The organism is Pantoea sp. XAF26B01_ASV70, from assembly GCF_054512635.1.
In genome coordinates this window covers 3,841,590-3,866,659 of the sequence record NZ_CM137251.1, presented here as the reverse complement: position 1 = coordinate 3,866,659, position 25,070 = coordinate 3,841,590, and the positions used below count along the sequence as shown (strand labels likewise).

Genomic DNA, 25,070 nt, shown 5'->3' with positions numbered 1-25,070 from the left:
TCAGTGCGCTTTGCCCTGTTCGATGCCGGTGCCGGTCTGCGAGCGGATAAACTGTGCACGGAAGCGTGAACGTTCTTCTGCGCCCTGCTGCGAATGGTCGGTAATCGAGAAGAGCCAGATGCCCACAAAAGCCACCGCCATGGAGAACAGCGCCGGGTACTCATAGGGGAAAATCGCCTTCGCGTTGCCCAGCACCTGTACCCACACCGTCGGGCCGAGGATCATCAGGATAACGGCGGTCAGCAGACCGAGCCAGCCGCCCACCATCGCGCCGCGCGTCGTGAGTTTTGACCAGTACATCGACAGCAGGATGATCGGGAAGTTACAGCTGGCCGCAATCGAGAAGGCCAGCCCGACCATAAAGGCGATGTTCTGTTTCTCAAACAGAATACCCAGCGCAATCGCCACCACGCCCAGCGCCAGCACGGTAATTTTTGAAACCCGCAGCTCATCTTTCTCGCTCGCCTGACCTTTACGATACACGCTGGCGTAGAGGTCGTGAGACACCGCCGACGCACCTGCCAGGGTTAAGCCTGCGACAACGGCCAGAATCGTGGCGAAGGCAACCGCAGAGATAAAGCCCAGGAAGGTGCTGCCGCCCACGGCGTTCGCCAGATGCACCGCCGCCATATTGGTGCCGCCAATCAGCGCTCCGCTGGCATCTTTAAAGGCCGGGTTAGCCCCCACCAGCAGGATGGCACCGAAGCCGATAATAAAGGTCAGGAAGTAGAAGTAACCCATAAAGCCGGTGGCCCAGAAGACGCTTTTACGTGCCTCTTTAGCATCCGCTACGGTAAAGAAGCGCATCAGGATATGCGGCAATCCGGCCGTACCAAACATCAGCCCCAGCCCCAGCGACAGCGCCGAGATAGGATCTTTGACCAGTCCGCCAGGCTGCATAATCGCGATGCCTTTTGGATGGACCGCCATCGCTTCGGTGAACAGCGTATTAAAACTGAAACCGGTCGCCTTCATTACCATGACCGCCATGAAGGTGGCACCAAACAGCAGCAGCACGGCTTTGATGATCTGCACCCAGGTGGTGGCCAGCATGCCGCCAAACAGCACATACATCACCATCAGAATGCCGACCAGGACTACCGCAACATGGTAGTTAAGGCCAAACAGCAGCTGGATCAGTTTACCGGCCCCGACCATCTGCGCGATCAGGTAGAGCGCCACGACCACCAGCGAGCCGCAGGCTGACAGGGTGCGGATCGGCATCTGCTTCAGACGATATGAGGCGACATCGGCAAACGTGTAGCGACCCAGGTTACGCAGTCGCTCAGCGATTAAAAACAGAATCATCGGCCAGCCGACCAGGAAGCCGAGCGAGTAGATCAGCCCGTCATAACCGGAGGTGTAAACCAGCGCCGAAATGCCCAGGAACGAGGCGGCCGACATGAAGTCACCCGCCATCGCCAGGCCATTCTGGAAGCCAGTAATATTGCCGCCCGCGGTGTAGTAGTCATTACGTGATCGGGTGCGCTTTGAGGCCCAGTAAGTAATTCCCAGCGTGGCCCCGACGAAAATCGTAAACATGATAATCGCCTGGTAGTTGGTCGCCTGGCGCTGCACGGCACCGGTTATCGCATCGGCAGCCAGCGCTGAAAACGGCAGCATTAAGGCCAGCAGCCATAAGGTGAGACGAGTCATGATTTCACCTCGCTGAGGATCGCTTTCGTTAAACGGTCAAACTCACCGTTGGCACGCCACACATAGACGCCGGTCAGCACAAACGACATCACAATCAGCCCGACCCCAATCGGGATACCGCGCGTGACGTTGGTGCCGGCATGCAGCGGCGTACCGAGCCAGCCGGGGGCAAACGCGATCAGCAGGATAAAGCCGACATAGAGCACCAGCATGATCAGCGACAGCAGCGTCGCGAACGCCTGGCGCTTACGGACTAATTCATGAAAAAGGGGATTACGCTCAATCTGTTGATTGATGGCATCCTGATTCGAAAGGGCGTCATTCATCACATTTTCTCCAGAGGGCTTGCAGGCGAGAACCTCGCGACAGGGCGCGGATTCAGCTGGTTATAATATTTGTGACTACCGAAACAGACTGCGTAGGGCGGGTGTGGCGGGAAGCGATCTTCCCGCCGGACAGCGTGCGCTTAAGGCATTTTGATCGACTGTTTCTCCTCAAGCAGTTTTTCTACTACGCCAGGATCGGCGAGCGTAGAAGTATCACCAAGATTACTGGTATCCCCGGTGGCAATTTTGCGCAGAATACGCCGCATGATTTTGCCGGAGCGGGTTTTCGGCAGTGAGTCGGTCCAGTGCAGTACATCCGGTGTGGCTATCGGGCCAATCTCTTTACGGACCCACTGGCGCACTTCGGTGTACAACTCCGGCGACGGCTCTTCGCCATGATTCAGCGTGATATAGGCATAAATCGCCTGGCCTTTGATGCTGTGCGGAATCCCCACTACCGCCGCTTCGGCAATTTTAGGGTGCGAGACCAGCGCCGATTCAATTTCGGCGGTGCCGAGTCGGTGACCGGAAACATTGAGTACGTCATCGACGCGTCCGGTGATCCAGTAGTAGCCATCTTCATCACGACGGGCACCATCACCACTGAAGTAGACATTTTTAAAGGTAGAGAAGTAAGTCTGCTCGAAACGGTCGTGATCGCCATAGAGGGTACGTGCCTGACCCGGCCACGACTCGGTGATCACCAGATTGCCTTCACAGGCGCCTTCCTGTGGCTGACCTTCGTTATCCACCAGCGCGGGCTGCACGCCAAAGAACGGTCGGGTGGCGGAACCCGCTTTCAGTTCGGTCGCACCCGGCAGCGGCGTGATCATGAAGCCGCCGGTTTCGGTCTGCCACCAGGTATCAACAATCGGGCAGCGGCTGTTGCCGATTTTCTTGTAGTACCACTCCCAGGCTTCCGGGTTAATTGGCTCACCGACCGATCCCATAATGCGCAGGCTGCTGCGGTCGGTGCCGGCAATCGCCTTATCACCTTCCGCCATCAGCGCACGGATTGCAGTGGGCGCGGTGTAGAGCAGCGTGACTTTATGTTTATCGACCACTTCCGCCATACGGCTCGGCGTTGGCCAGTTCGGCACCCCTTCAAACATCAGTGTGGTGGCGCCACAGGCCAGCGGGCCATAAACCAGATAGCTGTGGCCCGTCACCCAGCCAACATCGGCGGTGCACCAGTAGATATCATCCTGATGATAATCAAAAACGAACTTAAAGGTGGTCGCGGCATAGACCAGATACCCGCCGGTGGAGTGCAACACGCCTTTGGGTTTGCCGGTTGAACCGGAGGTATAAAGGATAAACAGCGGATCTTCTGCGCCGACTTCTGCGGCAGCGTGGTTGGTGCTCGCGTTCAGCATCAGGTCGTGCCACCACTGATCGCGGCCTTCAACCCAGCCCACATCTTTACCAGTGCGCTGGAACACCACCACGTTTTTCACGCTGGTGACATTAGGATTTTTTAACGCGTCATCGACATTTTTCTTCAGCGGAATGCTGCGACCGGCGCGGATCCCTTCATCGGCCGTGATCACCAGCGAGGCGCTGGAATCGACGATGCGGCCCGCGACCGCCTCTGGTGAGAAACCGCCAAAGATCACCGAGTGAACGGCACCGATACGCGCACAGGCCAGCATCGCTACTGCGGCTTCCGGCACCATCGGCATATAGATCGCCACCACGTCGCCTTTTTTCACTTCCAGCAGTTCCAGCACGTTGGCGAAGCGACAGACTTCTGCATGCAGCTGGCGGAAAGTCAGGGTTTTGCTTTCGCTGGCGTCGTCGCCCTCCCAGATAATCGCCGGGTGATCGCCGCGCGTGGCTAAATGACGGTCAAGGCAGTTTGCCGCCAGGTTGAGCGTGCCATCTTCGTACCAGCGAATGTTAATGTTACCTGGTGCAAACGAGCAGTTTTTCACTTTGCTGTAAGGCTTGATCCAGTCAAGGATTTTGCCCTGTTCGCCCCAGAAACTGTCTGGATCGTCGACAGATTGCTGATACATCGCCTGATACTGTTCTGCAGTAATCAGGGTGTTTGCTGCAATATTCTCTGGAACGGGATGTTTGTGTATTTGGCTCATGGCGGATCTCCTTGAAGATGTTAATGATATGTCAATCAATGGTTAATTAAAGCCTGCGCCAAAGCTTTGTTTCTTTTTTGCGCCACAGATCACGTGATACACATCCCCCAAGAAGCGTTAAGCCATTCTGATCTATCAGGTTAACGCTCTGGCGGCGCTGGAGAAGTCAGGCATCGCTTTTACGTTTTCATCCTGAATAAAAAGCGAGCAAACGCGCCGGATCAGTTTTTAAGCGTTTCTGCATAGCTATGCGTAAATTCATCGAAGTAATACTTTTCATAACAGCAGGTTAGGGTTTTTCAGCTCTGGCAGCACTTTATGCTGCTTAGATGGTGAACTTTTAATCGGATCCGCCAGGGGTTGCATTTACCACAGTGAAAATGGTACTTATCTCGCCCCTGTTCTGCAGGTATCAACTCAGACCGCGTCTGAAAATGGGTATGGGAATCATCAGATTTTCATACGAGGCGCTGTTTCAAGACACCCTCTAATTTACCGGGCTTTTTGCTCACTCCCTGTGTGTATTGTCTTCTGCACCTTCGCAGTAGAGAGAAACGGGTTTTGACTGAGGAAATTACACGTTATGAAAGGTTTTAAAATCAGCCTGGCCTGGCAGATTCTGACAGCCCTGGTGCTTGGCATCGTTGTGGGTGCTGTGTTGCATAATCAGCCAGACAATCGTGAATGGTTAGTCACCAACATTCTCAGCCCGGCAGGCGATATCTTTATTCATCTTATCAAGATGATTGTGGTACCGATTGTGATTTCATCCCTGATTGTCGGCATCGCTGGCGTGGGTGATGCAAAGAAGCTGGGACGCATCGGCGTCAAAACGATTCTCTACTTTGAAGTGATCACCACCATTGCCATTGTGGTCGGTATTACGCTGGCCAACGTATTTCAACCCGGCACCGGCATTGATATGTCAACGCTGGCAACGGTGGACATCTCTAAATATGAAGCGACAACGGCAGAGGTACAGGGCGGTCCGCACAGCCTGGTCACCACCATTCTGTCGCTGATCCCGCAGAATATTTTCGCCTCAATGGCGAAGGGCGACATGCTGCCGATTATCTTTTTCTCGGTGCTGTTTGGCTTAGGCCTGTCGTCACTGCCGTCAGAACAGCGCGATCCGCTGGTGAACCTGTTCCGTGGCATTTCTGAAGCGATGTTTAAAGTGACGCACATGATCATGCGCTATGCCCCGGTGGGTGTGTTTGCGTTGATTGCGGTGACGATTGCTAACTTCGGCTTTGCCTCGCTCTGGCCACTGGCCAAGCTGGTGCTGCTGGTTTACGCGGCAATTCTGTTCTTCGCCTTTGTGGTGCTGGGCGGAGTGGCGCGCTTCTGTAAGCTGCGGATTACCACGCTGATGCGTATCCTGAAGGATGAGCTGATTCTCTCTTACTCTACTTCCAGCTCGGAAACGGTGCTGCCGCGTATCATGGAGAAGATGGAAGCCTACGGGGCGCCGAAAGCGATCACTAGCTTCGTGGTGCCGACCGGTTACTCGTTTAATCTGGATGGTTCAACGCTTTATCAGAGTATCGCAGCGATCTTTATTGCGCAGCTGTATGGCATTGACCTGTCGCTGACCGACGAGATTGTGCTGGTAATAACGCTGATGGTGACCTCTAAAGGTATCGCTGGCGTGCCAGGCGTCTCCTTCGTGGTGCTGCTGGCCACGCTGGGCAGCGTCGGCATTCCTCTGGAAGGTCTGGCGTTTATCGCCGGTGTTGATCGCATCATGGATATGGCGCGTACCGCGCTGAACGTGGTCGGTAATGCGCTGGCGGTGCTGGTGATTGCCCGCTGGGAAAACCAGTTCGACGTCGAAAAGGCGAAAGAGTATGAGCTGGAGCTGCGGACACAGACCGCAAGCTGAACACGGCATTAACGTAAGAATGGGCTCAACGAAAGTTGGGCCTTTTTTTTATGAGATTTTTCATGGCAGATATACAGGTTGACTGAAAATTAAAAGGTTATAATTTTATAACTAAAAACCATGTTTATACGACAGGGGTATTGTGATTATGATTGATTATAGTTATATTTCGTTGCGGTAAGTTGACCGTCTTCTTTGACAACATGGAGTGTTGACGGATGCCAGAAATTAACTGGACGAAAAAGGCATTGAAACAGCTTTATGGGCTGCCTCAGAAAGAGGGCAACGCTATTGAAGATGCTGTAGAGGCGCTGGCTAAATGGCCGGATATTCCCCATCTGAAAGTCGAAAAGCTGACTGATGATAAACAGAAGCGCATGAAGCTGGTAGTAGGTCACTACCGCGTACTCTGGAAGATAGAGAAAGGTCAGCCAGTAGTGATAGATATACTTGAAGTCGTAAGAAGAACATCGACCACGTACAAAAAGCGCTAGCAGTGTGGCAGGAGCAATGTGCGTCATCAATAAGTTCTGTGCAGCCGGGTTTAGCGTTCCGCAGCACAGGCAGACGATCAGACAGTGTTGCCTGCCGTACCAGTAAGGAGTGATTACCCATGAATGCTATACAGTTTCTGACGGACGAGCGCGGGAACCGCACTGGTGCTGTCATCCCTATAGAGCTGTTTAATAAGCTCATGGCTGAACGTCATTTAGATGATGTGTTTGAGTCTGTCCCTTATGAAGTGGGTCCAGACGATGATGAAACGATTCCTCACGATGTAATGAAAATCAGCCGACGGCAATCCGTTCCTTTGCATGTTGCCTGGCGTTTGCATCGTCACATGTCACAGGAAGAGGTGGCGAATAAACTGGGCATCACGCAGGCTGGCGTGTCGAAGTTAGAGTCGAGAAAGAAACCTCAAAAACAAACGCTTGAGAAGCTGGCTGCTTTATATGGCTGCAGAACGTCACAACTTTATATTGATTAAATGGATGCGCTTTTAACCTGCGATTGGTGGGTTTTAATTGGCTGACGCGGCTCCCTCGCGATGTCGAATGGTGCCCTCAGAACCCATTATGAGGCAGGCAATTGCTCACTGTTTTCTGATACCTGAAGAGTAAAGCGTCCCACGGCAGGGACAAAGACGCCGGGAGCGTTTTTGAACAACGCAGAGCGTTGGCCCGGCAACGGGCGCACCTCATGGATGAGGTGCGTAATCGCGTGGGCCGAGCGTCATGGATGACAAATGCGTCTTTACGATCAGGTGAACCTTTTCTGACCTGTCCCGGTCTCCCAGCGATTGCACTCACATGCACCGCACCCACGCCGGAATGCTTATACTCATCACTCACCCAACCTGATCCCCCGCAACATGACTCACCCCACATCCATCGAAAAAAGATCTCACCCAATGAATTAATCATTCGTTATGATAGTTAGTAATTTGAATAATTTATTCCTTTGCGGAGCCCGCCATGAAACTCGACCTCAGCCAGATGATCACCGAAGGCCGCAACCCGGCCAGCCAGAATATTGACGAACTCTCCACCGAAGCGATGCTTCGCGTCATCAATGATGAAGATAAAAAGGTGGCGCTGGCGGTTGAGGCCATCGTGCCGCAGATTGCCGCCGCCGTTGACGCCATCTGCGCCGCATTCCAGGCCGGTGGACGACTGATCTATTGCGGCGCAGGCACCTCCGGTCGGCTGGGCATACTGGATGCCAGCGAATGCCCACCTACCTTTGGCACACCCCGCGAGCAGGTGGTCGGCCTGATTGCAGGAGGTCATACCGCCATACTCCAGGCGGTAGAAAACGCGGAAGACAACCGGGAGCAGGGCGCGCAGGATCTGAAAGATATCCGCTTCAGCCGCCACGATGTGCTGGTTGGCATCGCCGCCAGCGGTCGGACACCCTACGTACTGGGCGCACTGGCTTACGCGAACGAACTTGGCGCGACTACTGTATCGCTCACCTGTAATCCAGGCAGCGCCATGTCGCAGGTTGCCGCGATTGCGCTCACGCCGGTGGTCGGCCCGGAAGTGGTCACCGGGTCTTCCCGTATGAAAGCGGGCACGGCACAAAAACTGGTGCTCAACATGCTCACTACCGGGTCGATGATCCGCAGCGGAAAAGTGTACGGCAACCTGATGGTCGATGTGGAAGCCACCAATCAGAAACTGGTACAGCGTCAGGTTAACATCGTCATGCAGGCTACTGACTGTGATGAGGCGACGGCCAGCGCCGCGCTCACCGCCTGTGGCGGACACTGCAAAACCGCCATTCTGATGGTGCTGGCTGACCTGGCTGCCGATGAGGCGAAAGCGCTGCTCAGTCAGCATCAGGGCTTTATCCGTCAGGCTTTACAGGCAGCGGGAGCACGCTAATGGCCAGAATCACCGAGGCACTGTTGCGCGACATCCTGCAGGCGGTCGGTGGCGCGCAAAATATCGCGGCCTGTGGTCACTGCATGACGCGGCTCCGCCTGACGCTCAATCAGCCGGGAGAGAGTGATCTGGCACGGTTAAAAAGCCTGCCGGGTGTCTTAGGCGTTATCGACAGCGAGGCACAGTTACAGATTGTGCTGGGACCTGGCAAGGCGCAAACCGCCGCCGAAGGGATGCAGAACCTGCTGGCTCAGGGTGATACCGCGCTGGCACCGCAGGGCCAAACAGCGGAACTAAGCCTGCTTGCGGCGCAGCAGAAGCAGCAGCTAAAGGCGAAACAGACCAGCGGCGTGCATCAGTTCCTGTCGCGCTTCGCCACCATCTTCACTCCGCTGATTCCGGGCTTTATCGGCGCGGGGCTGCTGCTGGGATTTGCCACGCTGATTGAACAGAGTCTCCACCTCAACGCACCCGGTGACCACGCGCCCTGGCTGCTGCATACCGTGGCGTACATGAAAGTCTTCGGTAAAGGGCTGTTCACCTTTCTCAGCATCCTGATTGGCTACAACGCGCAGAAAGCGTTTGGCGGCAGCGGCGTCAATGGCGCAATCATCGCCTCGCTGTTTGTGCTCGGCTATGTGCCCACGGCTACCACCGGCTACTACAGCGGCATGGAAAACTTCTTTGGCCTGGCGATCGACCCGCGCGGCAACATTATTGGCGTGCTGATGGCGGCGATTATCGGGGCGTGGATTGAAAAACAGCTGCGCAAAATCATTCCCGATAATCTTGATATGATCCTCACCTCGCTGTTTACGCTGGTGATCACCGGCGCCATCACCTATCTGTTGATCATGCCGCTGGGCGGCGAACTGTTTAAAGGGATGTCGTGGCTGTTTATCCATCTCAATAACAATCCCTTTGGCTGTGCGCTGCTGGCCGGGCTGTTCCTGATCGCGGTGATGTTCGGCATCCATCAGGGCTTTATTCCGGTCTACTTTGCGCTGATGGAAACCCAGGGTTTTAACTCGCTCTTCCCGATTCTGGCGATGGCGGGAGCAGGCCAGGTCGGCGCATCACTGGCATTGTGGTGCAAAGCAGAAAAAGGGGCGCTGCTGCGGGCGCAGATCAAAGGCGCTATCGTGCCGGGGCTGCTTGGCGTCGGTGAACCGCTGATCTACGGCGTCACTTTGCCGCGCCTCAAGCCCTTTATCACCGCCTGTGGCGGCGGTGCGCTGGGCGGGTTCTTTATCGGGCTGGTGGCGTGGCTGGGCTTGCCGGTCGGGATGAACACGGTATTCGGCCCCTCCGGCCTGGTCACGCTGCCACTGATGACCTCCAGCCAGGGGATCTTCGCTGGCATGGCGGTCTATCTGGCCGGGCTGATGGTGGCCTGGATCGGCGGATTCCTGCTCACCTGGTGGTTTGGCACCCGTAATGTCGACCTCAGCTGACCCGCTGCCGGAATTCTCCAGTCCGGCTAACGGATGGATAATCAACCAAAAATGTGAAAGCCGCTACAAAGCGGCTTTATTATTGCCACTAATTTAACTTAAACGCTAAAGAGTAGGCAGAAGCATGCCGAAAACATAAAAAAAGGTAATCGTTATCTCTCAGCCCACAGTTTTCATGCCGACACTCAGACCGTCGCGTGCAGGACGTCGGGTCTCCAAGGACTTTTGATGCGTAACAACCAGCCTGTCTCTCAGCGTGAATATCTGTTCGACGATAATGCGACACTGATGTCGACCACCGATCTTAACAGCCACATCACCTACGCTAACGACGCGTTTATCGAGGCGAGCGGCTTCACCGCCGACGAGATCAACGGCCAGCCGCATAACATGGTGCGTCACCCCGATATGCCATCAGAAGCGTTTGCCGACATGTGGGCGACGCTGAAACAGGGTGAACCCTGGACGGCACTGGTCAAGAACCGCCGTAAAAATGGCGATCACTACTGGGTGCGGGCCAACGCCATTCCGGTAGTACGCGACGGTAAAGTGCAGGGCTACATGTCGGTGCGCACCAAACCCACGGCAGAGGAAGTGCGTCAGACTGAGGTGCTCTATCAGGATTTTCGTGAAGGCCGCGCCAGAGGGCGACGTTTTCACAAAGGCCTGCTGGTTCGCAGCGGCTGGCGTCGTCCCGCCTCAATCCTGAAGACGCTGCCCCTTCGCTGGCGGATCCGCACAACGCTGCTGACGTTACTGCCCCTCTCGGTGGCAGGCGTCTGGGCGCTGGGCATGACGCCAGCGGCACTGGCAGGTTTTACCGCGGGAATGGCTGCGCTGCTTCTGCTCTGCAGCCTGTGGCTGGAGCAGCAGATTTCACGCCCTATTGAGCGGATGTGCAAACAGGCGCTGAGCGTGGCAACCGGTGCCAGCCATAAAGTGGAGCAGATGGACCGCGTTGATGAGGTGGGTGTGACGCTGCGCGCCATCGGTCAGCTCGGATTGATGTTCCGCTGGCTGGTGGATGATGTCAGCGGCCAGGCAATCAATGTGCTGAGCGCCAGCGACGCCATCGCCCGCAGCAACAACGAACTCAGCCGCCGTACCGAACAGGCGGCTGCCAACGTGCAGCAGACTGCGGCCACCATGAACGAAATGACCGCCACGGTGAAGAGCAACACTGAAACTGCGCATGAGGCGAATACCCTCTCAGCCGGCACCAGCCACGCTGCCAGCAAAGGCGGCGAGGTGATGACCGAAATGATGGGCATGATGGGCGAAATTGCTGACAGTTCAAAGCGGATTGCCAATATTACCAGCGTTATCGACGGGATTGCGTTCCAGACCAATATTCTGGCACTGAACGCCGCCGTGGAAGCGGCGCGGGCCGGTGAGCAGGGCAAAGGCTTTGCGGTGGTCGCCGGAGAAGTGCGCAGCCTGGCGCAGCGCAGCGCCAAAGCCGCGAGCGAAATCAAAATGCTGGTTGAAACCAGCGCCAGCCGGGTCAACTCGGGCAATGAGCACGCCAGCGCGGCAGGCCGCACGATGCAGGATATCGTGTCGCAGGTGCAGAATGTCACCGCACTGATCGCCCAGATCAGCGCCGCCACGGCCGAACAGGCGACCGCGCTCAGCGAAGTCAGTTCAGCGGTGGAAGATCTTGATGATATCACCCACCAGAATGCCGCCCGCGTGACAGAAAGCGCCGAGGCTTCAGGCCGCATGACTCATCAGGCTAACCGTCTGGTCGAAGCGATCAGCGTCTTTCGTTAAGAGAAGAGATTAAGCAGCCCGGTTAAGAGGCCAGCGCCTGCGTGCCGTCGCGTCCGGCACGCAGTGCGCCTGGTGACTGACCGACAATCCGTTTAAAGGCGCGACTGAATGCCGCAATCGAGCCGTAGCCAAGATGATAAGCCACGGCTTCCACCGCTTCACCGTTGTTCACAATCCGCTGCACCGCCAGCCGCATCCGCAACTCCGTCAGATAGCGCAGCGGCGTCATGCCGGTGGCATTGAGAAACCGTCCGGCAAACACTGAGCGCGAACAGCCTGCCACGCTGGCCAGCCGCGCCACCGTCCAGTTTTCGCCCGGCTCCCGATGCATCGCAGCAATCGCCTGACTCAGACGTGGATCGCGCATCGCCTGCACCAGCCCACTGCGCTCGCCGCAGCCGTTCTCTACCCAGCCGCGCACAATCAGCGCGGCAACCACGTCTGCCAGACGCGACAGAATACCGGCGAATCCCGCCTGGCGGGTGAGCGACTCCCGCTCCATCGCCGCCAGAATCGGCTGAATCTCCGGGTATTGCGACAGCAGAGTACTCACCAGCATCACATCGGGCATGGTATTGATCAGCGGCTGCATGCCGCCGAGCTCAAACGCCATGCAGGCGCTGAATAACAGCACGCTGTGCTCGTCATCACAGGCATCTTCCGGGGCTGCAATGGCGCAGACGCTGTCGCAGAGCGTCTTGCTCGCCATGTTCTTAATACACTGGCAGCTCGCCTCCTCACTGGAGATCAGGCTGTGGGGTTTGCCGTGCGGCACCAGCAGCGCATCGCCGCTGTTGAGCTGAAACACCTCGCCGGAGGCGCTGCGCACCATCAGTGAGCCGCGTCCGACAAAGTGGAACTGCGCCCGGCCCGGCGCGTGATCATAACGCAGCCCAAACGGCGCGCTCACTGCGATACGCTGATAGTTCACGCCATAGAGGCGCATCCCCATCAGCAGTTCACTGGTCAGATCTCCATAGTGGCTCATATGATTCCAGACGAATTATCAAAAATGAAGGTGTAAGCATCATAGATCGTCCTGACACGGCGTTCTATGCTCACACTCACTTTTTTATCTTCCGGAGAAGCAGCATGAGTCTGACAACCGAAGTGGCTGATGAGGTTTCCTCGCCGACCCGTCCCGCGTGGGGCGCGGTATTTGCTATGGCATTTGGGGTGTTCAGCCTCATCACCGCCGAATTTTTACCCGTGAGTCTGCTGACGCCGATGGCCCACAGCCTGGGCGTATCCGAAGGCCAGGCGGGACAGACCGTCACCATCACCGCGCTGGTGGCGCTGTTTACCAGTCTGGTCACCGGCAGCGTCACGCGGCGCATCGACCGCCGCATCGTCATGCTGGTGTTTTCGTTGTTGCTGATCGCGTCGGCACTGATGGTGGCGTTTGCGGCTGACCTGACGGTGATCCTGCTGGCGCGGGTGCTGCTGGGTATGGCCATTGGCGGCTTCTGGACACTCTCAACCGCCATCACCATGCGCCTGGTTCCCACCGATCAGGTGCCGCGTGCGCTCTCTATCGTCTTCAGCGGTATCTCGCTGGCGACGATTATCGCTACGCCACTGGGCAGCTATCTCGGCGGACTGGTGGGCTGGCGCAACATCTTTATGCTGACTGCCGGACTGGGTGCGGTGGCGCTGCTGTGGCAGTTCTTTACCCTGCCCGCCATGCCGGCAGAGAACAAAGCCCGCAACGGCGGGGTGCTGGCGCTGCTGCGTATTGGTGTGATGCGCTGGGGAATGCTGGCGGTAATCATGATGTTTACCGGTCACTTTGCCTTCTTTACCTATCTGCGTCCATTTCTGGAAAGCGTTGCGCAGCTCAACCTTAATCAGCTGTCGCTGGTGCTGCTGGCCTTTGGTGTGGCGAACTTCTTTGGCACCTCGCTGGCCGGTTTCCTGGTCACCCGCAGCGTATCACTGACCCTGAGTGGCATGGCGCTGTTGATGAGTGTCACCGCGCTGCTGCTGGTAAGCTTTGGCGATGTCAGCTGGATGGTAGGCGCAGGCGTGGCGATCTGGGGTATGGCGTTTGGTTCGATGCCAACCGGCTGGTCAACCTGGATTTCGCGCGCGGTGCCGGATGATGCGGAGTCGGGCGGCGGTTTACTGGTTGCCACCATCCAGCTGGCGATTACTGTCGGTGCAGCTGCGGGCGGCTGGATGTTTGACCTGCGCGGCGCAGGCGGTGTGTTCGTTGCCAGCGGAGTGCTGATGCTGCTGGCCGCGCTGACCATCTTCACCCGGGTACGACATCACGGTTAAATCCTCAAGGGCAGCAATATATGCTGCCTTTTTTAATGGTGGTAGATTATTAACCTTTTGAGTGATAACTGTGCGAAATGTGCTTTTTATCATCAATTTTACTGAACGAGTTAAGCAAAACCCTCCGCTTTTTACTGATCAACTTCCGGACTAATATATCTCTCAACAAGGCAGCACGCCTTACCTGATAAAAATTAACCGAGGAATTGACCATGAAATCTATCAAAACTTTTGCAGCTGTTATCGCGCTTTCTGTTCTGCCATTCGCCAGCTTCGCCCAATCTGTGACCGCCATCGACTCTACGCTGGATGGTGCTGAAGCGAAAATCGCTGCGCAGGCTCAGGAAGCTGGTGCTTCATATAAGATCACTGAAGCTTACACCAACAACGGCGTTCACATGACCGCTGAGCTGCTGAAATAAGTTAAGTTTTACCCTCTTGTGCTGACAGGACGCCTTTGGGCGTCCTGGCGGCGTTTATCCGCTAATAATCCTGTCCCTTTCCCCCCGAAATAATTATTATTCTCAAAAACAATTCTGCATCTGACTGCTGGTCAGCTGTTTCTGGTTGCAATGTCGGGCTTTCTTTTCACTGCGTCTGCAGTGGATTAACTATGGAGAAGTTATGAAAGCGATTACCAATACGTGCCGGACCCTGCGTCCGCTGTTACTGGCTACGGCCCTGTTCTCTGCCTCAGGATGGCTGGCGGTGCAGGCTGAAGATCTCAATCAGGCTGTGGGTAAAGGCGTCTATGAACTGGCAGTCAGCCCGAAAGATAACGCGCTGTTCGTGGCGACAGCGCAGAACAGCAGCGGTGACGGCGGCACAGTTTTCCGTCTCGACCCGGCGACGCTGGCGGTACAGCAGTCGATCAACACGGCGCTGAAATCGTTCGGCGCGGCGATCAACCCGCAAACCAACGTGCTCTACATCGGCAACACCGTAAACGGCTCGGTTACGGCCATTGAAGCCAGCAGCGGCAAAGTGCTCAACACGCTGGTGCTGGATAGCCGTAAGCGCAGTGAGACAGTGCGCCCATTGCAGCCGCGTCAGGTGGCGGTTGATGCTAAAACTAACCGGGTTTATATCACCGGCCTGGGACCGCAAAGCGTGGTCTGGGTGGTGGATGGCAGCACGCTGAAGCTTGTCAGTACCATCCCGAATACCGGTAAAATGGGCACCGGCCTGGCGGTAGATTCAGACGCGCAAAAGGTCTACGTCACCAACGGTGATGGTGAACTGGTGACGATCAATGCGCGCACCAATGCCATTGAGAAAAAGCAGAAGATTGACGGCGATAAAGAGCACTTCTTCCTGAACATCGCGCTGGATACGCGCGGTCAGCGCGCCTTCCTGACGGATTCAAAGCAGGCGCAGGTGCTGGTGGTTGATCTGCGTAATCAGCAGGTGATTCAGCGGATTGATGTGCCGGAATCACTGGCGGTGCTGTTTAATGGTGATCGCGATGAGCTTTATGTCACCCATCGCAAAGCGGGTGAAGTCAGCATCATCGACGCCAGCAGCTATAAGGTGAAGCGCACGGTAAAAACCCCGGCGTTGCCTAACAGTCTGGCACTCTCGGCAGACGGCAAGGTGCTTTATGTCAGCGTGAAACAGCCTGGCTCGCGTAAGGCGCCGCCAAAAAATCCTGACAGCGTGATGCGTATTGCACTGTAAGGCGTGACGTCCCGGACACTGCTGTATTGAAGCTGTTTTACATCCGGTCTTTGTAAACGAGAAAGCCACTCTGACGAGTGGCTTTTTTTATTTTCAAAGCCGTTTTGTAGTCTGGGATATCCTTTTGCCCTGGCGGCCCGCGAGACACTTGCCTTTATAGCGAACAGGCTATAGCATCATTTATAGCTTATTCGCTATAAGGATGTTGCGATGTGGGATGTGGATACAACCAAAAGATTTGATGAGTGGTTTAAGGCTCAGAGTGAGGAACTGAAGGAGGATATGCTCGCCGCGATAGTTATCCTGTCTGAGTATGGGCCGCATTTAGCGAGGCCGTTTGCTGATACCGTAGACGGCTCTGATTTTCCGAATATGAAAGAATTAAGAGTGCAGCATCAAGGCAAACCGATACGGGCCTTCTTTGCTTTTGATCCTTCTCGCCGCGGCATTGTGTTGTGTGCAGGCGATAAAACCGGGGTTAAGGAAAAGAAATTCTATAAAGACATGATCAAATTGGCAGATGCTGAATTCCGCAAATATTTGAATGGAGGGGATAATGGCTAATTTAAAAGAGCTGATGGCAAATCAAAGTCCGGAGAGTCGCGAACGCATTGCCAAAAAAGTCGATGCAATGCGGCAGGTTATCGCGCTACACATGTTGCGCGAAGAACTTAACCTGTCACAGACAGAGATGGCGCACGCAATGGGTGTGAAACAGCCAACTATCGCCAGAATGGAACAGGCTGATAATGATCCCCGCCTTTCTACGCTGAAGCGTTACGTTACGGCTCTGGGAGGCGAGATAAGTATCGATGTCAAATTGCCGACAGGCAAAAGAATAGCTTTTGATCTGTGATTAGAAGAGAGAAGCCACATTATCGTGGCTTCTCTCTTTCCAACCCGTTACACCTCTTCCGACGCTTCGCGCATCATCTCATCGTGCGGAACATCATCCAGAATCTGTTCAAAGCTGCGCAGACGCTTATAGATCGACATCAGTTCGATCAGCGTCGACCAGGAGGCGATCAGATACTGGAACGAGCCGCGCACCTGATCAAACACGTTGGTGATCTGGTTGAGTAAGCCCAGCGTGATGGTGCCCGCCACAATGGATGGAAACAGCAGGAACAGACCAAACACGTTATCAACCTGCAGATAGAGAATGCGGGTGATGTTGAAGTAGAGATAGTGAAAGTAGAGACGGAAGTAGTTAACCCGCACCCGACTGAACAACTCCTGAACCGTCTGCGGTGTGGCACGATCGGCATTGTCTTCGCCGTAGACCAGTTCTTTACGGTAGGCGGCTTCAACCCGCTGATTGCGGAACTCCAGCCCCGGCAGCTTGATCCCTACCAGCGCCAGCAAGCCAGTACCAAACACTGACCAGAGCACAGCGGCAATTACCAGTGCGTAAGGAATATTGCCGAGGATGGGAATATCTTTCACGTGATGGGAGAGCGCGACCAGCACCGGTAAAAACGCCACCAGCGTCATAATCGCCTGAATGAAACTGACACCCCAGTTTTCCAGCGTGGTCGCAAACCGCATGGTGTCTTCCTGCACACGCTGTGCGGCACCTTCGACATGACGCAGACGCTGCCAGTTGTGCATGTAGTAGTTATTCATGGCGCTACGCCAGCGGAAAACCCAGTGGCTGATAAAGAAGGAGTTGAGTACGCCAATCACCACTGCGATTAATGCGATGCCGAGAAAAGAGAAAACCTCATGGTAAAACTCCGCAATCTGCACCGATCCCGCTTTGGTTAACGCTTTCTGAATCAGATCATAAAACGGTCCATACCAGGCGTTAATGGCCACTCCGACCTGCACGCCAAACCAGGTCACAAAGATGATCAGCGCGGAGCCCCAGACTGACCAGCGTTGCCATGGATGCGCATCAATCAACCGCCAGGCCCCGGCAAAAATGGCTACCATGATCCAGTAATAGAGGTAGAACCAGAGCTGACTCACGGCGATAAAACGCGCTGCCGTCGTCGGCAGGGGCTGTTTCATTGCTGTTTCAAAGGTGGGCCAGATGCCGGGCAGATGCGCGGCAAAGCCGAACCAGGCAAAAATCGCTACTAAGCTCCAGACAGCCGCAGAGCTGAAAAACAGCGCTGGCCGCGGAAAAAAAGACTTAAACATAGGCACTCCGCTGTTGTGTGTTGCCTGTTATAACGTTTTTGACGGGTCGCTGTCTGTAGTCTGTTGTTTCTGCTAATGACAGGAGGGGGATAGATGTTAATGAAATTGTGCGGTTTTGTTTCCTGGAACTAAATCTTTGTGAATGGCAGTGTTACAATAGGTTGTTTGTTACCGGTAACAAACAGGCTCCTGGCCTGTATCTGCTGATAAAAACCATTACAACGCAACCACCTATTTTTTTCATACCGCCGGTCAGCGCGGGAATGAGGCAATGTCATGTCAGAACAAAAAAAGGGTCATTCACGCAGGGATTTTTTGCTGAAGACAATCACCCTGGCGCCTGCAATGGCGGTAGGTTCCACAGCGATGGGTGCACTCTCCCTGCCGCTGGCCACACAGGCGGCTGAAACCCCGGCCACGCCACAGCAGGCGCGCGACTACCAGCCGAACTGGTTCACCGCCGAAGAGTTTGCTTTTATTACCGCCGCCGTGGCACGGCTTATCCCCAGCGATGAACGCGGGCCTGGTGCGCTGGAAGCGGGCGTGCCTGAGTTTATCGATCGTCAGATGAATACGCCGTATGCCACGGGGTCGAACTGGTATATGCAGGGGCCGTTTAACCCCGACCTGCCGAAAGAGCTGGGCTATCAGCTGCCGCTGGTGCCACAGCAGATCTACCGCCTCGGTCTGGCCGATGCCGATAATTACAGCAAAAAGCAGCACGGCAAGGTGTTCGCCCAGCTCAGTGGCGAGCAGCAGGATGCCTTACTGCAGGCGATGGAAAATGGCAGTGCTGAATTCAGCCAGCTGCCGGCAAAAGTCTTCTTTAGTTTCCTGTTGCAGAATACCCGTGAAGGCTTCTTCAGCGATCCTATACACGGCGGGAATCAGGGCATGGTCGGCTGGAAGCTGATTAACTTCCCTGGCGCACGCGCCGACTTTATGGACTGGGTAGAGCGCGGCGAACGTTATCCGTTCCCGTCAGTGTCGATTCGCGGGGAGAGAAGCTAAGCATGGCAAACGAAATGAAAAAAGTGGATGCGGTGATTGTCGGCTTCGGCTGGGCGGGTGCCATTATGGCGAAAGAGCTGACCGAAGCGGGCCTGAACGTGCTGGCGCTGGAGCGCGGACCGCATCGTGATACCTATCCCGATGGCTCCTATCCGCAGTCCATTGATGAGCTGACCTATAACGTCCGCAAAAAGCTTTTCCAGGATCTCTCCAAAAGCACCGTGACCATTCGTCATGATGCGTCGCAGACCGCAGTGCCCTATCGTCAGCTGGCGGCGTTTCTGCCCGGCACCGGCACCGGTGGCGCGGGTCTTCACTGGTCCGGCGTCCATTTCCGTGTCGATCCGGTTGAGTTGCGGATGCGCAGCCATTACGAAGAGCGCTACGGCAAGAACTTCATTCCGGAAGGCATGACGATTCAGGATTTTGGCGTCAGCTACGATGAGCTGGAGCCGTTCTTCGACAAAGCGGAAAAGGTTTTTGGCACCTCAGGCAGCGCCTGGAGTATCAAAGGCAAAGTGGTCGGCAAAGATACAGGCGGCAACCCGTTTGCACCCGATCGCTCAGATAACTTCCCGCTGCCCGCGCAGAAGCGCACTTACTCGGCGCAGCTGTTTGCTCAGGCGGCAGAGTCGGTCGGCTATCACCCTTACGATCTGCCGTCCGCCAATACCTCGGGTCCGTATACCAACACCTACGGCGCACAGATGGGGCCGTGCAACTTCTGCGGTTACTGCAGCGGCTACGCCTGCTACATGTATTCCAAGGCGTCGCCTAACGTCAATATCCTGCCTGCGCTGCGTCAGGAGCCGAAGTTTGAGCTGCGCAATAACTCTTATGTGCTGCGGGTCAATCTCAGCGAGGACAAAACGCGTGCGACCGGCGTGACCTATGTGGATGGGCAGGGCCGCGAGCAGGTTCAGCCCGCTGACCTGGTGATCCTCTCCGCCTTCCAGTTCCACAATGTTCACCTGATGCTGCTGTCGGGCATCGGCAAACCCTACAACCCGATTACCAACGAAGGGACCGTAGGCCGCAACTTCGCCTATCAGAACCTCTCTACGCTGAAGGCGCTGTTTGATAAGAACACCACCACTAATCCGTTTATCGGTGCGGGTGGCGCAGGCGTTGCGGTTGATGATTTCAACGCGGATAACTTCGACCATGGGCCGCTGGGCTTTGTTGGTGGTTCGCCATTCTGGGTTAACCAGGCGGGCACCAAACCGATCTCCGGCCTGCCGGTGCCGGCGGGTACGCCCAACTGGGGCAGCAAATGGAAAGCGGCGGTGGCGGATACCTACACCCATCATCTGTCGATGGATGCGCACGGCGCCCACCAGTCTTATCGCGCCAACTACCTTGATCTCGATCCCAACTACAAAGATGCCTATGGACAGCCGCTGCTGCGCATGACCTTTGACTGGCAGGAGAACGACATCAAAATGGCGCAGTTCATGGTCGGCAAGATGCGCAATATCGCGGAAGCGATGAATCCGAAGATGATCATCGGCGGCGCGAAAAAGCCTGGCACCCATTTCGACTCCACGGTTTATCAGACTACCCACATCAGTGGCGGGGCGATCATGGGCGACGATCCAAAAACCAGTGCGGTTAACCGTTATCTGCAAAGCTGGGATGTGCCGAATGTGTTTGTACCGGGCGCATCAGCTTTCCCGCAGGGACTGGGCTACAACCCGACCGGCATGGTGGCGGCGCTGACCTACTGGTCAGCTAAAGCGATTCGCGAACACTACCTGAAAAACCCAGGCCCACTGGTGCAGGCATAAGGACATGGCGATGAAAAATGGCATTCTGGCTCTGATTCTTGGCTCCCTGACGTTCGCCGCCCTGGCGGAGAGCAGCCAGGACGATCTGGTCAAACGGGGTGAGTATCTGGCGCGAGCCGGTGACTGTGTGGCCTGCCACACCAGCAAAGGCGGCGCGGCCTTTGCCGGTGGGCTGCCGATGGCAACACCGATTGGCACCATCTACTCCACCAACATTACGCCCGATCCCGCTACTGGCATTGGCGAATACAGCTACGACGACTTCCAGAAAGCGGTGCGTCAGGGCGTGGCGAAAAATGGCGATACGCTCTATCCGGCGATGCCATATCCCTCTTATGCAGTGGTCAGCGATGAAGACATGAAGGCGCTTTACGCCTACTTCATGCATGGCGTTGCGCCGGTCGGGCAGCCAAACCGGGAGAGCGACATTCCCTGGCCGCTGTCGATGCGCTGGCCGCTGGCGATCTGGCGCGGAATTTTTGCGCCCGACGTGAAAGCGTTCCAGCCTGCAGCCCAGGAAGATCCGGTGCTGGCACGTGGTCGCTATCTGGTAGAAGGACTGGGTCACTGCGGGGCCTGTCACACGCCGCGCAGCATCACGATGCAGGAGAAGGCGCTGACCAACAATGAGGGCAGCGACTATCTGGCGGGCAGCAGCGCACCGATTGATGGCTGGACCGCCAGCAATCTGCGTGGCGACAACCGCGATGGACTGGGTCGCTGGAGCGAAGAGGACCTGCGTCAGTTCCTGCGTTATGGCCGCAACGATCAGACCGCTGCTTTTGGTGGCATGACCGACGTGGTGGAACACAGCCTGCAGCACCTGAGCGAGTCAGATATCACGGCGATTGCGCGCTATCTGAAGTCGCTGGGCGCGAAAGATCCGCATCAGGCAGCCTTCAGCGTCGATGACGCCACCGCCAAAGCATTGTGGAAAGGTGACGACAGTGCGACGGGGGCAGCCACCTACGTCGACAGCTGTGCGGCGTGCCATAAAACCGATGGCAGCGGCTATAAACGTTTCTATCCGGCGCTGCGCGGTAATCCGGTAGTACTGGCGGACGATCCGACCTCACTGATTCATATCGTGCTGGTGGGCGGACAGTTGCCTGGCGTTAATGGCGCGCCGTCGACCATTACCATGCCAGCATTTGGCTGGCGTCTTGACGATCAGCAGGTGGCGGACGTGGTCAACTTCGTGCGTAACAGCTGGGGCAACAAGGCGTCGGAGCCGGTCAGCGCGAAACAGGTCGCTGAGCTGCGTAAAGATGAGAAAGATCGGCTGGGCAGTGCAGATATCCGGGTACTGGAAGGCAAATAATCGGCAGTAAAAAAGGCCGTCATCATCAGGATGACGGCCTTTTCTTTTAGATATTCTCCAGATCGATACCGCGCGTTTTCGGCCCATAAATCCCTACCGACAGCATCACCATCACCATGCTCAGCACGATAAAGGTAATCACGCCTGGCGTACCGGCATACTGCAGGATCACCCCAATCAAAATACTGCTGAATACCGTAGAGAGACGGCTGAAGGAGTAGCAGAAGCCGACCGCCCGCGCACGAATATGGGTCGGGAAAATCTCGGTCTGATAGGCGTGGAAGCTGAAGGTCAGCCAGGCGTTGGACCAGGTGATCAGGAAGCCGCAGAGAATCAGCAATACCGGCTGCGTCTGGAAGGCGAACAGCGTGCCGAACACCACCGTCATCAGCGACGACAGGACAATCTGCCACTTATTTTCCAGCTTATCGGCGTAGCGGCTACAGATCAGCGATCCCAGCGGATAGGCCAGCGTGATGAAGAAGGCATAAAGCAAACTGTGCGTCACCGTGGCACCGCGGCCTGACAGCAGCGCAGGCAGCCAGTTACCAAAGCCGAAAAAGCCGATCGCCTGGAAAAAATTCATCACCACCAGCATCAGGGTGCGCTTGCGGTAAGCGGGTGACCAGATCTCGCTGAAGCGCCCCCGTTTTGGCAGCTGCGCCGCGGCGTCGTCGGCTGAAAAAGCGGGTCCTGCCGGGATGCCGCAGCGTTGCTCCATCGTGGACAGCACCTGATGCGCCTCCTGATGACGACCCTGCTGCGCCAGCCAGCGCGCCGACTCCGGCAGGTTCCTGCGCACCAGCCAGATCACCAGCGAGCAGACCGCGCCCGCAATGACCACCCAGCGCCAGCCTTCAAGGCTGAACAGCGTTTGCGGAATCAGCCACCACGACATCAGCGCCACGGCCGGCACCGATAAAAACTGCACGAAAAAGGAGAAGGCAAAGGCGCGGCTGCGCAGATGGGTCGGCACCCATTCCGACAGATAGGTGTCGATGGTCACCAGCTCGACGCCCAGCCCGATCCCCACCAGAAAGCGGAACAGAATAATCATCTCTGCGCTCTGCTGGAACGCCATCAGCAGTGAAAACAGCCCGTACCACAGCAGCGCACACATAAAGGTGAGACGGCGACCAAAGCGGTCAGCGTAGGGTGCCAGCAGGCTGGCACCAAAAAACAGACCGAGAAAAGTGGCTGAGGCGAAGGCCGCCTGATCGGAGAAGCCCAGCACGCCTGCCGCACCCGTGTGAAATACGCCGGCCGACAGAAGGCCGGTACTGATATAGCCGGTTTCAAACAGGTCATAAAGCTCAAAAAAGCCGCCCAGCGCCAGCAGCGTAATAAAGCGCCACAATCCGGCGGAGGAGGGCAGCGCATCAACCCGAGCGGCTAAGCTGTTACGGGCCGCCGATGAAGCGTGCATCGGTGGCAGGCTGGTGGAGGAGGTGGTCATGTCAGCGTGAACCTCAGGCAGTGTAGAGACGACTCGCAGCCGGTCGGAGGCTTATTAAAATAGTTAACCGTTAGCAAGCGAAGAAATAGCAGAATAGTCAATTCATCCGCCGTTGCCGAGAGGGTCGTTGCTGACTATTTAGCAACGTACGTTGCAGGTTTTGCCATCCGTGGCACTCAGCTTTACGGCAGCTTCGGCCAGACGCCTGGCCCGATCGGCAGACCCAGCAGATACCACACCAGCAGCAGCGCTATCCAGCTGATAAAGAACACCAGCGGATAGGGGAAGATCAGCACGTAATAGGTGCCGAGCTGCGCATCTTTCTGGTAACGCTGCAAAAAGGCGAGAAACAGCGGCAGAAACGGCGACATCGGTGCCAGCGGCAGCACGGCGGAGTCGGCGATGCGGAAAATCATCTGGGCAAAGGCGGGATGGAAGCCGAGCAGCATAAACATCGGCACAAAGACCGGCGCCAGAATCGACCAGATGGCTGAGCCGCTGGCGATAAACATGCAGAGAAACGCCGACAGGAACATCAGGCCGAGAAAAGCGGGCGCGCCGCTGACGCCTGCGCTCTCCAGCACATCGGTCAGCCCGATCGCCATGAATTTTCCCATGTTGCTCCAGTTGAAGAACGCCACGAACTGCGACAGCGGAAACACCATCACGATAAAACCCGCCATGCCCTTCATCGGATCGACCAGCAGCTGCGGGATATCATCCGGACGGCGGATCTGTCGGGTGACCACGCCATAAGCAATCGCCACCACAAAGAAGAACAGAATGATGATCGGCACGATGCCCTGAATAAAAGGCGAGGGAATAATGGCGCCGGTGGCGGGATTGCGCAGCGGTGCATTTTCCGGCACCACCAGCAGCGCCATCAGGGCGATAAACAGCAGCGCGGCGATCCCGGCAGCCCGCAGACCGCGGTTTTCAAGCGGCGTCAGCGCCGCCAGCTTCTCGCCGTTGCCCTGCCACTTTGGCAGTCGCGGCTCGACAAATTTATCGGTCAGCAGCGCGCCCACAATCGTCAGCACAATCACCGACGTGGCCATAAAGAACCAGTTATCGATGACGCTGACATGCACCGTGTCGCTGACCGCTTTAGCCGCTTCAGTGCTGATGCCCGAGAGCAGCACATCGGTGGTGACAATCAGCAGGTTGGCGGTAAAGCCGGAGGCCACACCGGCAATGGCGGCCAGCAGGCCCGCCACCGGATGACGGCCCACCGCCAGAAAGATCAGTGCGCCCAGCGGCGGCATCACTACCAGCGCGGCATCCGAGGAGATATGGCTGAAAAAGGCGATAAACAGCACCATGTAGCTGGCATAACGGCGGCTGACGCGTGACGCCATCTTCACCATCAGCGACTGGAGCAGGCCGACCTTTTCCGCCAGTCCGGCACCAATCACCAGCGCCAGAATCGATCCCAGCGGGGTAAAGCTGCTGAAATTTTTGATGATATTTGGCAGGATCCACTGAATGCCTGCGACGCTCAGCAGGTTATTCACCCGCACGATTTCGCCGTTGCTCGGGTTCTTCACCGCCAGATCCAGCGCGCTGATAATGGCGGTCGCCACCATCAGCACCACGATCAGATAGACAAACAGTAAAAACGGGTTGGGGACTTTATTCCCCGCGCGCTCGATCCAGCTGAAGAGCCGGCCAGGACTGCGGTTCTCGGATGTTGCTTCCATGGTATTGGTTCTCGTCTTGTGTCCCTTTTATCGGCGGTAGCAAGGCCTGACGCCGGTCGCGTTGTGCGACAGGCGGTGAGTTCAGTTCCGGCACCGCTGAATCGGGGAAGTGTTTG

General features: G+C 56.3%; 21 protein-coding genes. 14 read left to right on the top strand and 7 right to left on the bottom strand.

Annotated features, from left to right (window positions below; genetic code table 11):
- From ACX8ZY_RS18280 to acs, 3 genes are all read right to left on the bottom strand, one after another.
- Entirely contained in the window at positions 1 to 1,656 is a 1,656-nt protein-coding gene (locus ACX8ZY_RS18280) for a cation acetate symporter (protein ID WP_022625224.1), read from the bottom strand.
- Positions 1,653 to 1,982, bottom strand: a complete 330-nt coding sequence (locus tag ACX8ZY_RS18275; protein WP_010252143.1) for a DUF485 domain-containing protein — start codon at positions 1,980 to 1,982, stop codon at positions 1,653 to 1,655. Before ACX8ZY_RS18275 ends, ACX8ZY_RS18280 begins: the two co-directional genes overlap by 4 nt.
- Positions 1,983 to 2,122: 140 nt before the next feature.
- Positions 2,123 to 4,078, bottom strand: a complete 1,956-nt coding sequence (acs, locus tag ACX8ZY_RS18270; RefSeq protein WP_010252142.1) for an acetate--CoA ligase — start codon at positions 4,076 to 4,078, stop codon at positions 2,123 to 2,125.
- 583 nt (positions 4,079 to 4,661) lie between these two features.
- Here acs and gltP point away from each other — a divergent pair.
- The 6 genes from gltP to ACX8ZY_RS18240 all read left to right on the top strand — a co-directional run bounded on the left by gltP (position 4,662) and on the right by ACX8ZY_RS18240 (position 11,577).
- Positions 4,662 to 5,963 (top strand): glutamate/aspartate:proton symporter GltP, encoded by a 1,302-nt coding sequence (gene gltP / locus ACX8ZY_RS18265; RefSeq protein WP_010252141.1) that lies wholly within the window; start codon positions 4,662 to 4,664, stop codon positions 5,961 to 5,963.
- Between the two features lie 218 nt (positions 5,964 to 6,181).
- Positions 6,182 to 6,457 (top strand): type II toxin-antitoxin system RelE family toxin, encoded by a 276-nt coding sequence (locus tag ACX8ZY_RS18260; protein WP_010252139.1) that lies wholly within the window; start codon positions 6,182 to 6,184, stop codon positions 6,455 to 6,457.
- 119 nt (positions 6,458 to 6,576) lie between these two features.
- Positions 6,577 to 6,951 carry a helix-turn-helix domain-containing protein gene (locus ACX8ZY_RS18255; protein WP_022625226.1) on the top strand — a complete coding sequence of 125 codons (375 nt, stop codon included), beginning with the start codon at positions 6,577 to 6,579 and terminating at the stop codon, positions 6,949 to 6,951.
- Positions 6,952 to 7,438: 487 nt separating this feature from the next.
- Positions 7,439 to 8,350, top strand: coding sequence for an N-acetylmuramic acid 6-phosphate etherase (gene murQ / locus ACX8ZY_RS18250; RefSeq protein WP_421665146.1), 912 nt, complete (start codon positions 7,439 to 7,441; stop codon positions 8,348 to 8,350).
- On the top strand, positions 8,350 to 9,804 hold the full coding sequence (murP, locus tag ACX8ZY_RS18245; protein ID WP_187484395.1) for a PTS N-acetylmuramic acid transporter subunit IIBC: 1,455 nt from the start codon (positions 8,350 to 8,352) through the stop codon (positions 9,802 to 9,804). Before murQ ends, murP begins: the two co-directional genes overlap by 1 nt.
- Positions 9,805 to 10,032: 228 nt before the next feature.
- Positions 10,033 to 11,577, top strand: coding sequence for a methyl-accepting chemotaxis protein (locus tag ACX8ZY_RS18240; RefSeq protein ID WP_010252127.1), 1,545 nt, complete (start codon positions 10,033 to 10,035; stop codon positions 11,575 to 11,577).
- A 22-nt stretch (positions 11,578 to 11,599) separates the two neighbouring features.
- Here the strand turns inward: ACX8ZY_RS18240 and ACX8ZY_RS18235 are convergent, their stop codons facing one another.
- Positions 11,600 to 12,565, bottom strand: coding sequence for an AraC family transcriptional regulator (locus tag ACX8ZY_RS18235; protein ID WP_421665145.1), 966 nt, complete (start codon positions 12,563 to 12,565; stop codon positions 11,600 to 11,602).
- A gap of 104 nt (positions 12,566 to 12,669) precedes the next feature.
- Here ACX8ZY_RS18235 and ACX8ZY_RS18230 point away from each other — a divergent pair, with 104 nt between their 5' ends.
- The 5 genes from ACX8ZY_RS18230 (at position 12,670) to ACX8ZY_RS18210 (ending at position 16,390) form a co-directional block, all read left to right on the top strand.
- On the top strand, positions 12,670 to 13,857 hold the full coding sequence (locus ACX8ZY_RS18230) for an MFS transporter (protein ID WP_010252123.1): 1,188 nt from the start codon (positions 12,670 to 12,672) through the stop codon (positions 13,855 to 13,857).
- 212 nt (positions 13,858 to 14,069) lie between these two features.
- On the top strand, positions 14,070 to 14,279 hold the full coding sequence (locus ACX8ZY_RS18225) for a YdgH/BhsA/McbA family protein (RefSeq protein WP_009092571.1): 210 nt from the start codon (positions 14,070 to 14,072) through the stop codon (positions 14,277 to 14,279).
- Positions 14,280 to 14,481: 202 nt separating this feature from the next.
- The gene (gene yncE / locus ACX8ZY_RS18220; RefSeq protein ID WP_421665144.1) at positions 14,482 to 15,534 is read left to right on the top strand and encodes a 7-bladed beta-propeller protein YncE; all 1,053 of its coding nucleotides are present in this window, start codon (positions 14,482 to 14,484) and stop codon (positions 15,532 to 15,534) included.
- 210 nt (positions 15,535 to 15,744) lie between these two features.
- Positions 15,745 to 16,098, top strand: coding sequence for a type II toxin-antitoxin system RelE/ParE family toxin (locus ACX8ZY_RS18215; protein ID WP_022625232.1), 354 nt, complete (start codon positions 15,745 to 15,747; stop codon positions 16,096 to 16,098).
- Positions 16,091 to 16,390: a helix-turn-helix domain-containing protein gene (locus ACX8ZY_RS18210; protein ID WP_022625233.1), complete on the top strand. Its 300-nt coding sequence runs from the start codon at positions 16,091 to 16,093 to the stop codon at positions 16,388 to 16,390. The genes ACX8ZY_RS18215 and ACX8ZY_RS18210 overlap by 8 nt, the downstream gene beginning before the upstream one ends.
- A gap of 47 nt (positions 16,391 to 16,437) precedes the next feature.
- Here the strand turns inward: ACX8ZY_RS18210 and sbmA are convergent, their stop codons facing one another.
- The gene (sbmA, locus tag ACX8ZY_RS18205) at positions 16,438 to 17,679 is read right to left on the bottom strand and encodes a peptide antibiotic transporter SbmA (protein WP_010672044.1); all 1,242 of its coding nucleotides are present in this window, start codon (positions 17,677 to 17,679) and stop codon (positions 16,438 to 16,440) included.
- Positions 17,680 to 17,955: 276 nt separating this feature from the next.
- Between sbmA and ACX8ZY_RS18200 the strand changes: the two genes are divergently transcribed.
- The 3 genes from ACX8ZY_RS18200 to ACX8ZY_RS18190 are packed head-to-tail and all read left to right on the top strand — an operon-like array spanning position 17,956 to position 21,798.
- Entirely contained in the window at positions 17,956 to 18,690 is a 735-nt protein-coding gene (locus ACX8ZY_RS18200) for a gluconate 2-dehydrogenase subunit 3 family protein (RefSeq protein ID WP_010672043.1), read from the top strand.
- 2 nt (positions 18,691 to 18,692) lie between these two features.
- The gene (locus ACX8ZY_RS18195) at positions 18,693 to 20,477 is read left to right on the top strand and encodes a GMC family oxidoreductase (protein ID WP_425020987.1); all 1,785 of its coding nucleotides are present in this window, start codon (positions 18,693 to 18,695) and stop codon (positions 20,475 to 20,477) included.
- A gap of 10 nt (positions 20,478 to 20,487) precedes the next feature.
- On the top strand, positions 20,488 to 21,798 hold the full coding sequence (locus tag ACX8ZY_RS18190) for a c-type cytochrome (protein WP_033780611.1): 1,311 nt from the start codon (positions 20,488 to 20,490) through the stop codon (positions 21,796 to 21,798).
- A gap of 46 nt (positions 21,799 to 21,844) precedes the next feature.
- On the opposite strand, the gene ACX8ZY_RS18185 is transcribed toward ACX8ZY_RS18190, so the two are convergent.
- Both ACX8ZY_RS18185 and abgT read right to left on the bottom strand, forming a co-directional pair.
- Positions 21,845 to 23,254 (bottom strand): MFS transporter, encoded by a 1,410-nt coding sequence (locus ACX8ZY_RS18185; RefSeq protein ID WP_061061385.1) that lies wholly within the window; start codon positions 23,252 to 23,254, stop codon positions 21,845 to 21,847.
- A gap of 182 nt (positions 23,255 to 23,436) precedes the next feature.
- Positions 23,437 to 24,954 (bottom strand): p-aminobenzoyl-glutamate transporter, encoded by a 1,518-nt coding sequence (abgT, locus tag ACX8ZY_RS18180; protein ID WP_256844431.1) that lies wholly within the window; start codon positions 24,952 to 24,954, stop codon positions 23,437 to 23,439.
- Positions 24,955 to 25,070: the final 116 nt, after the last annotated feature.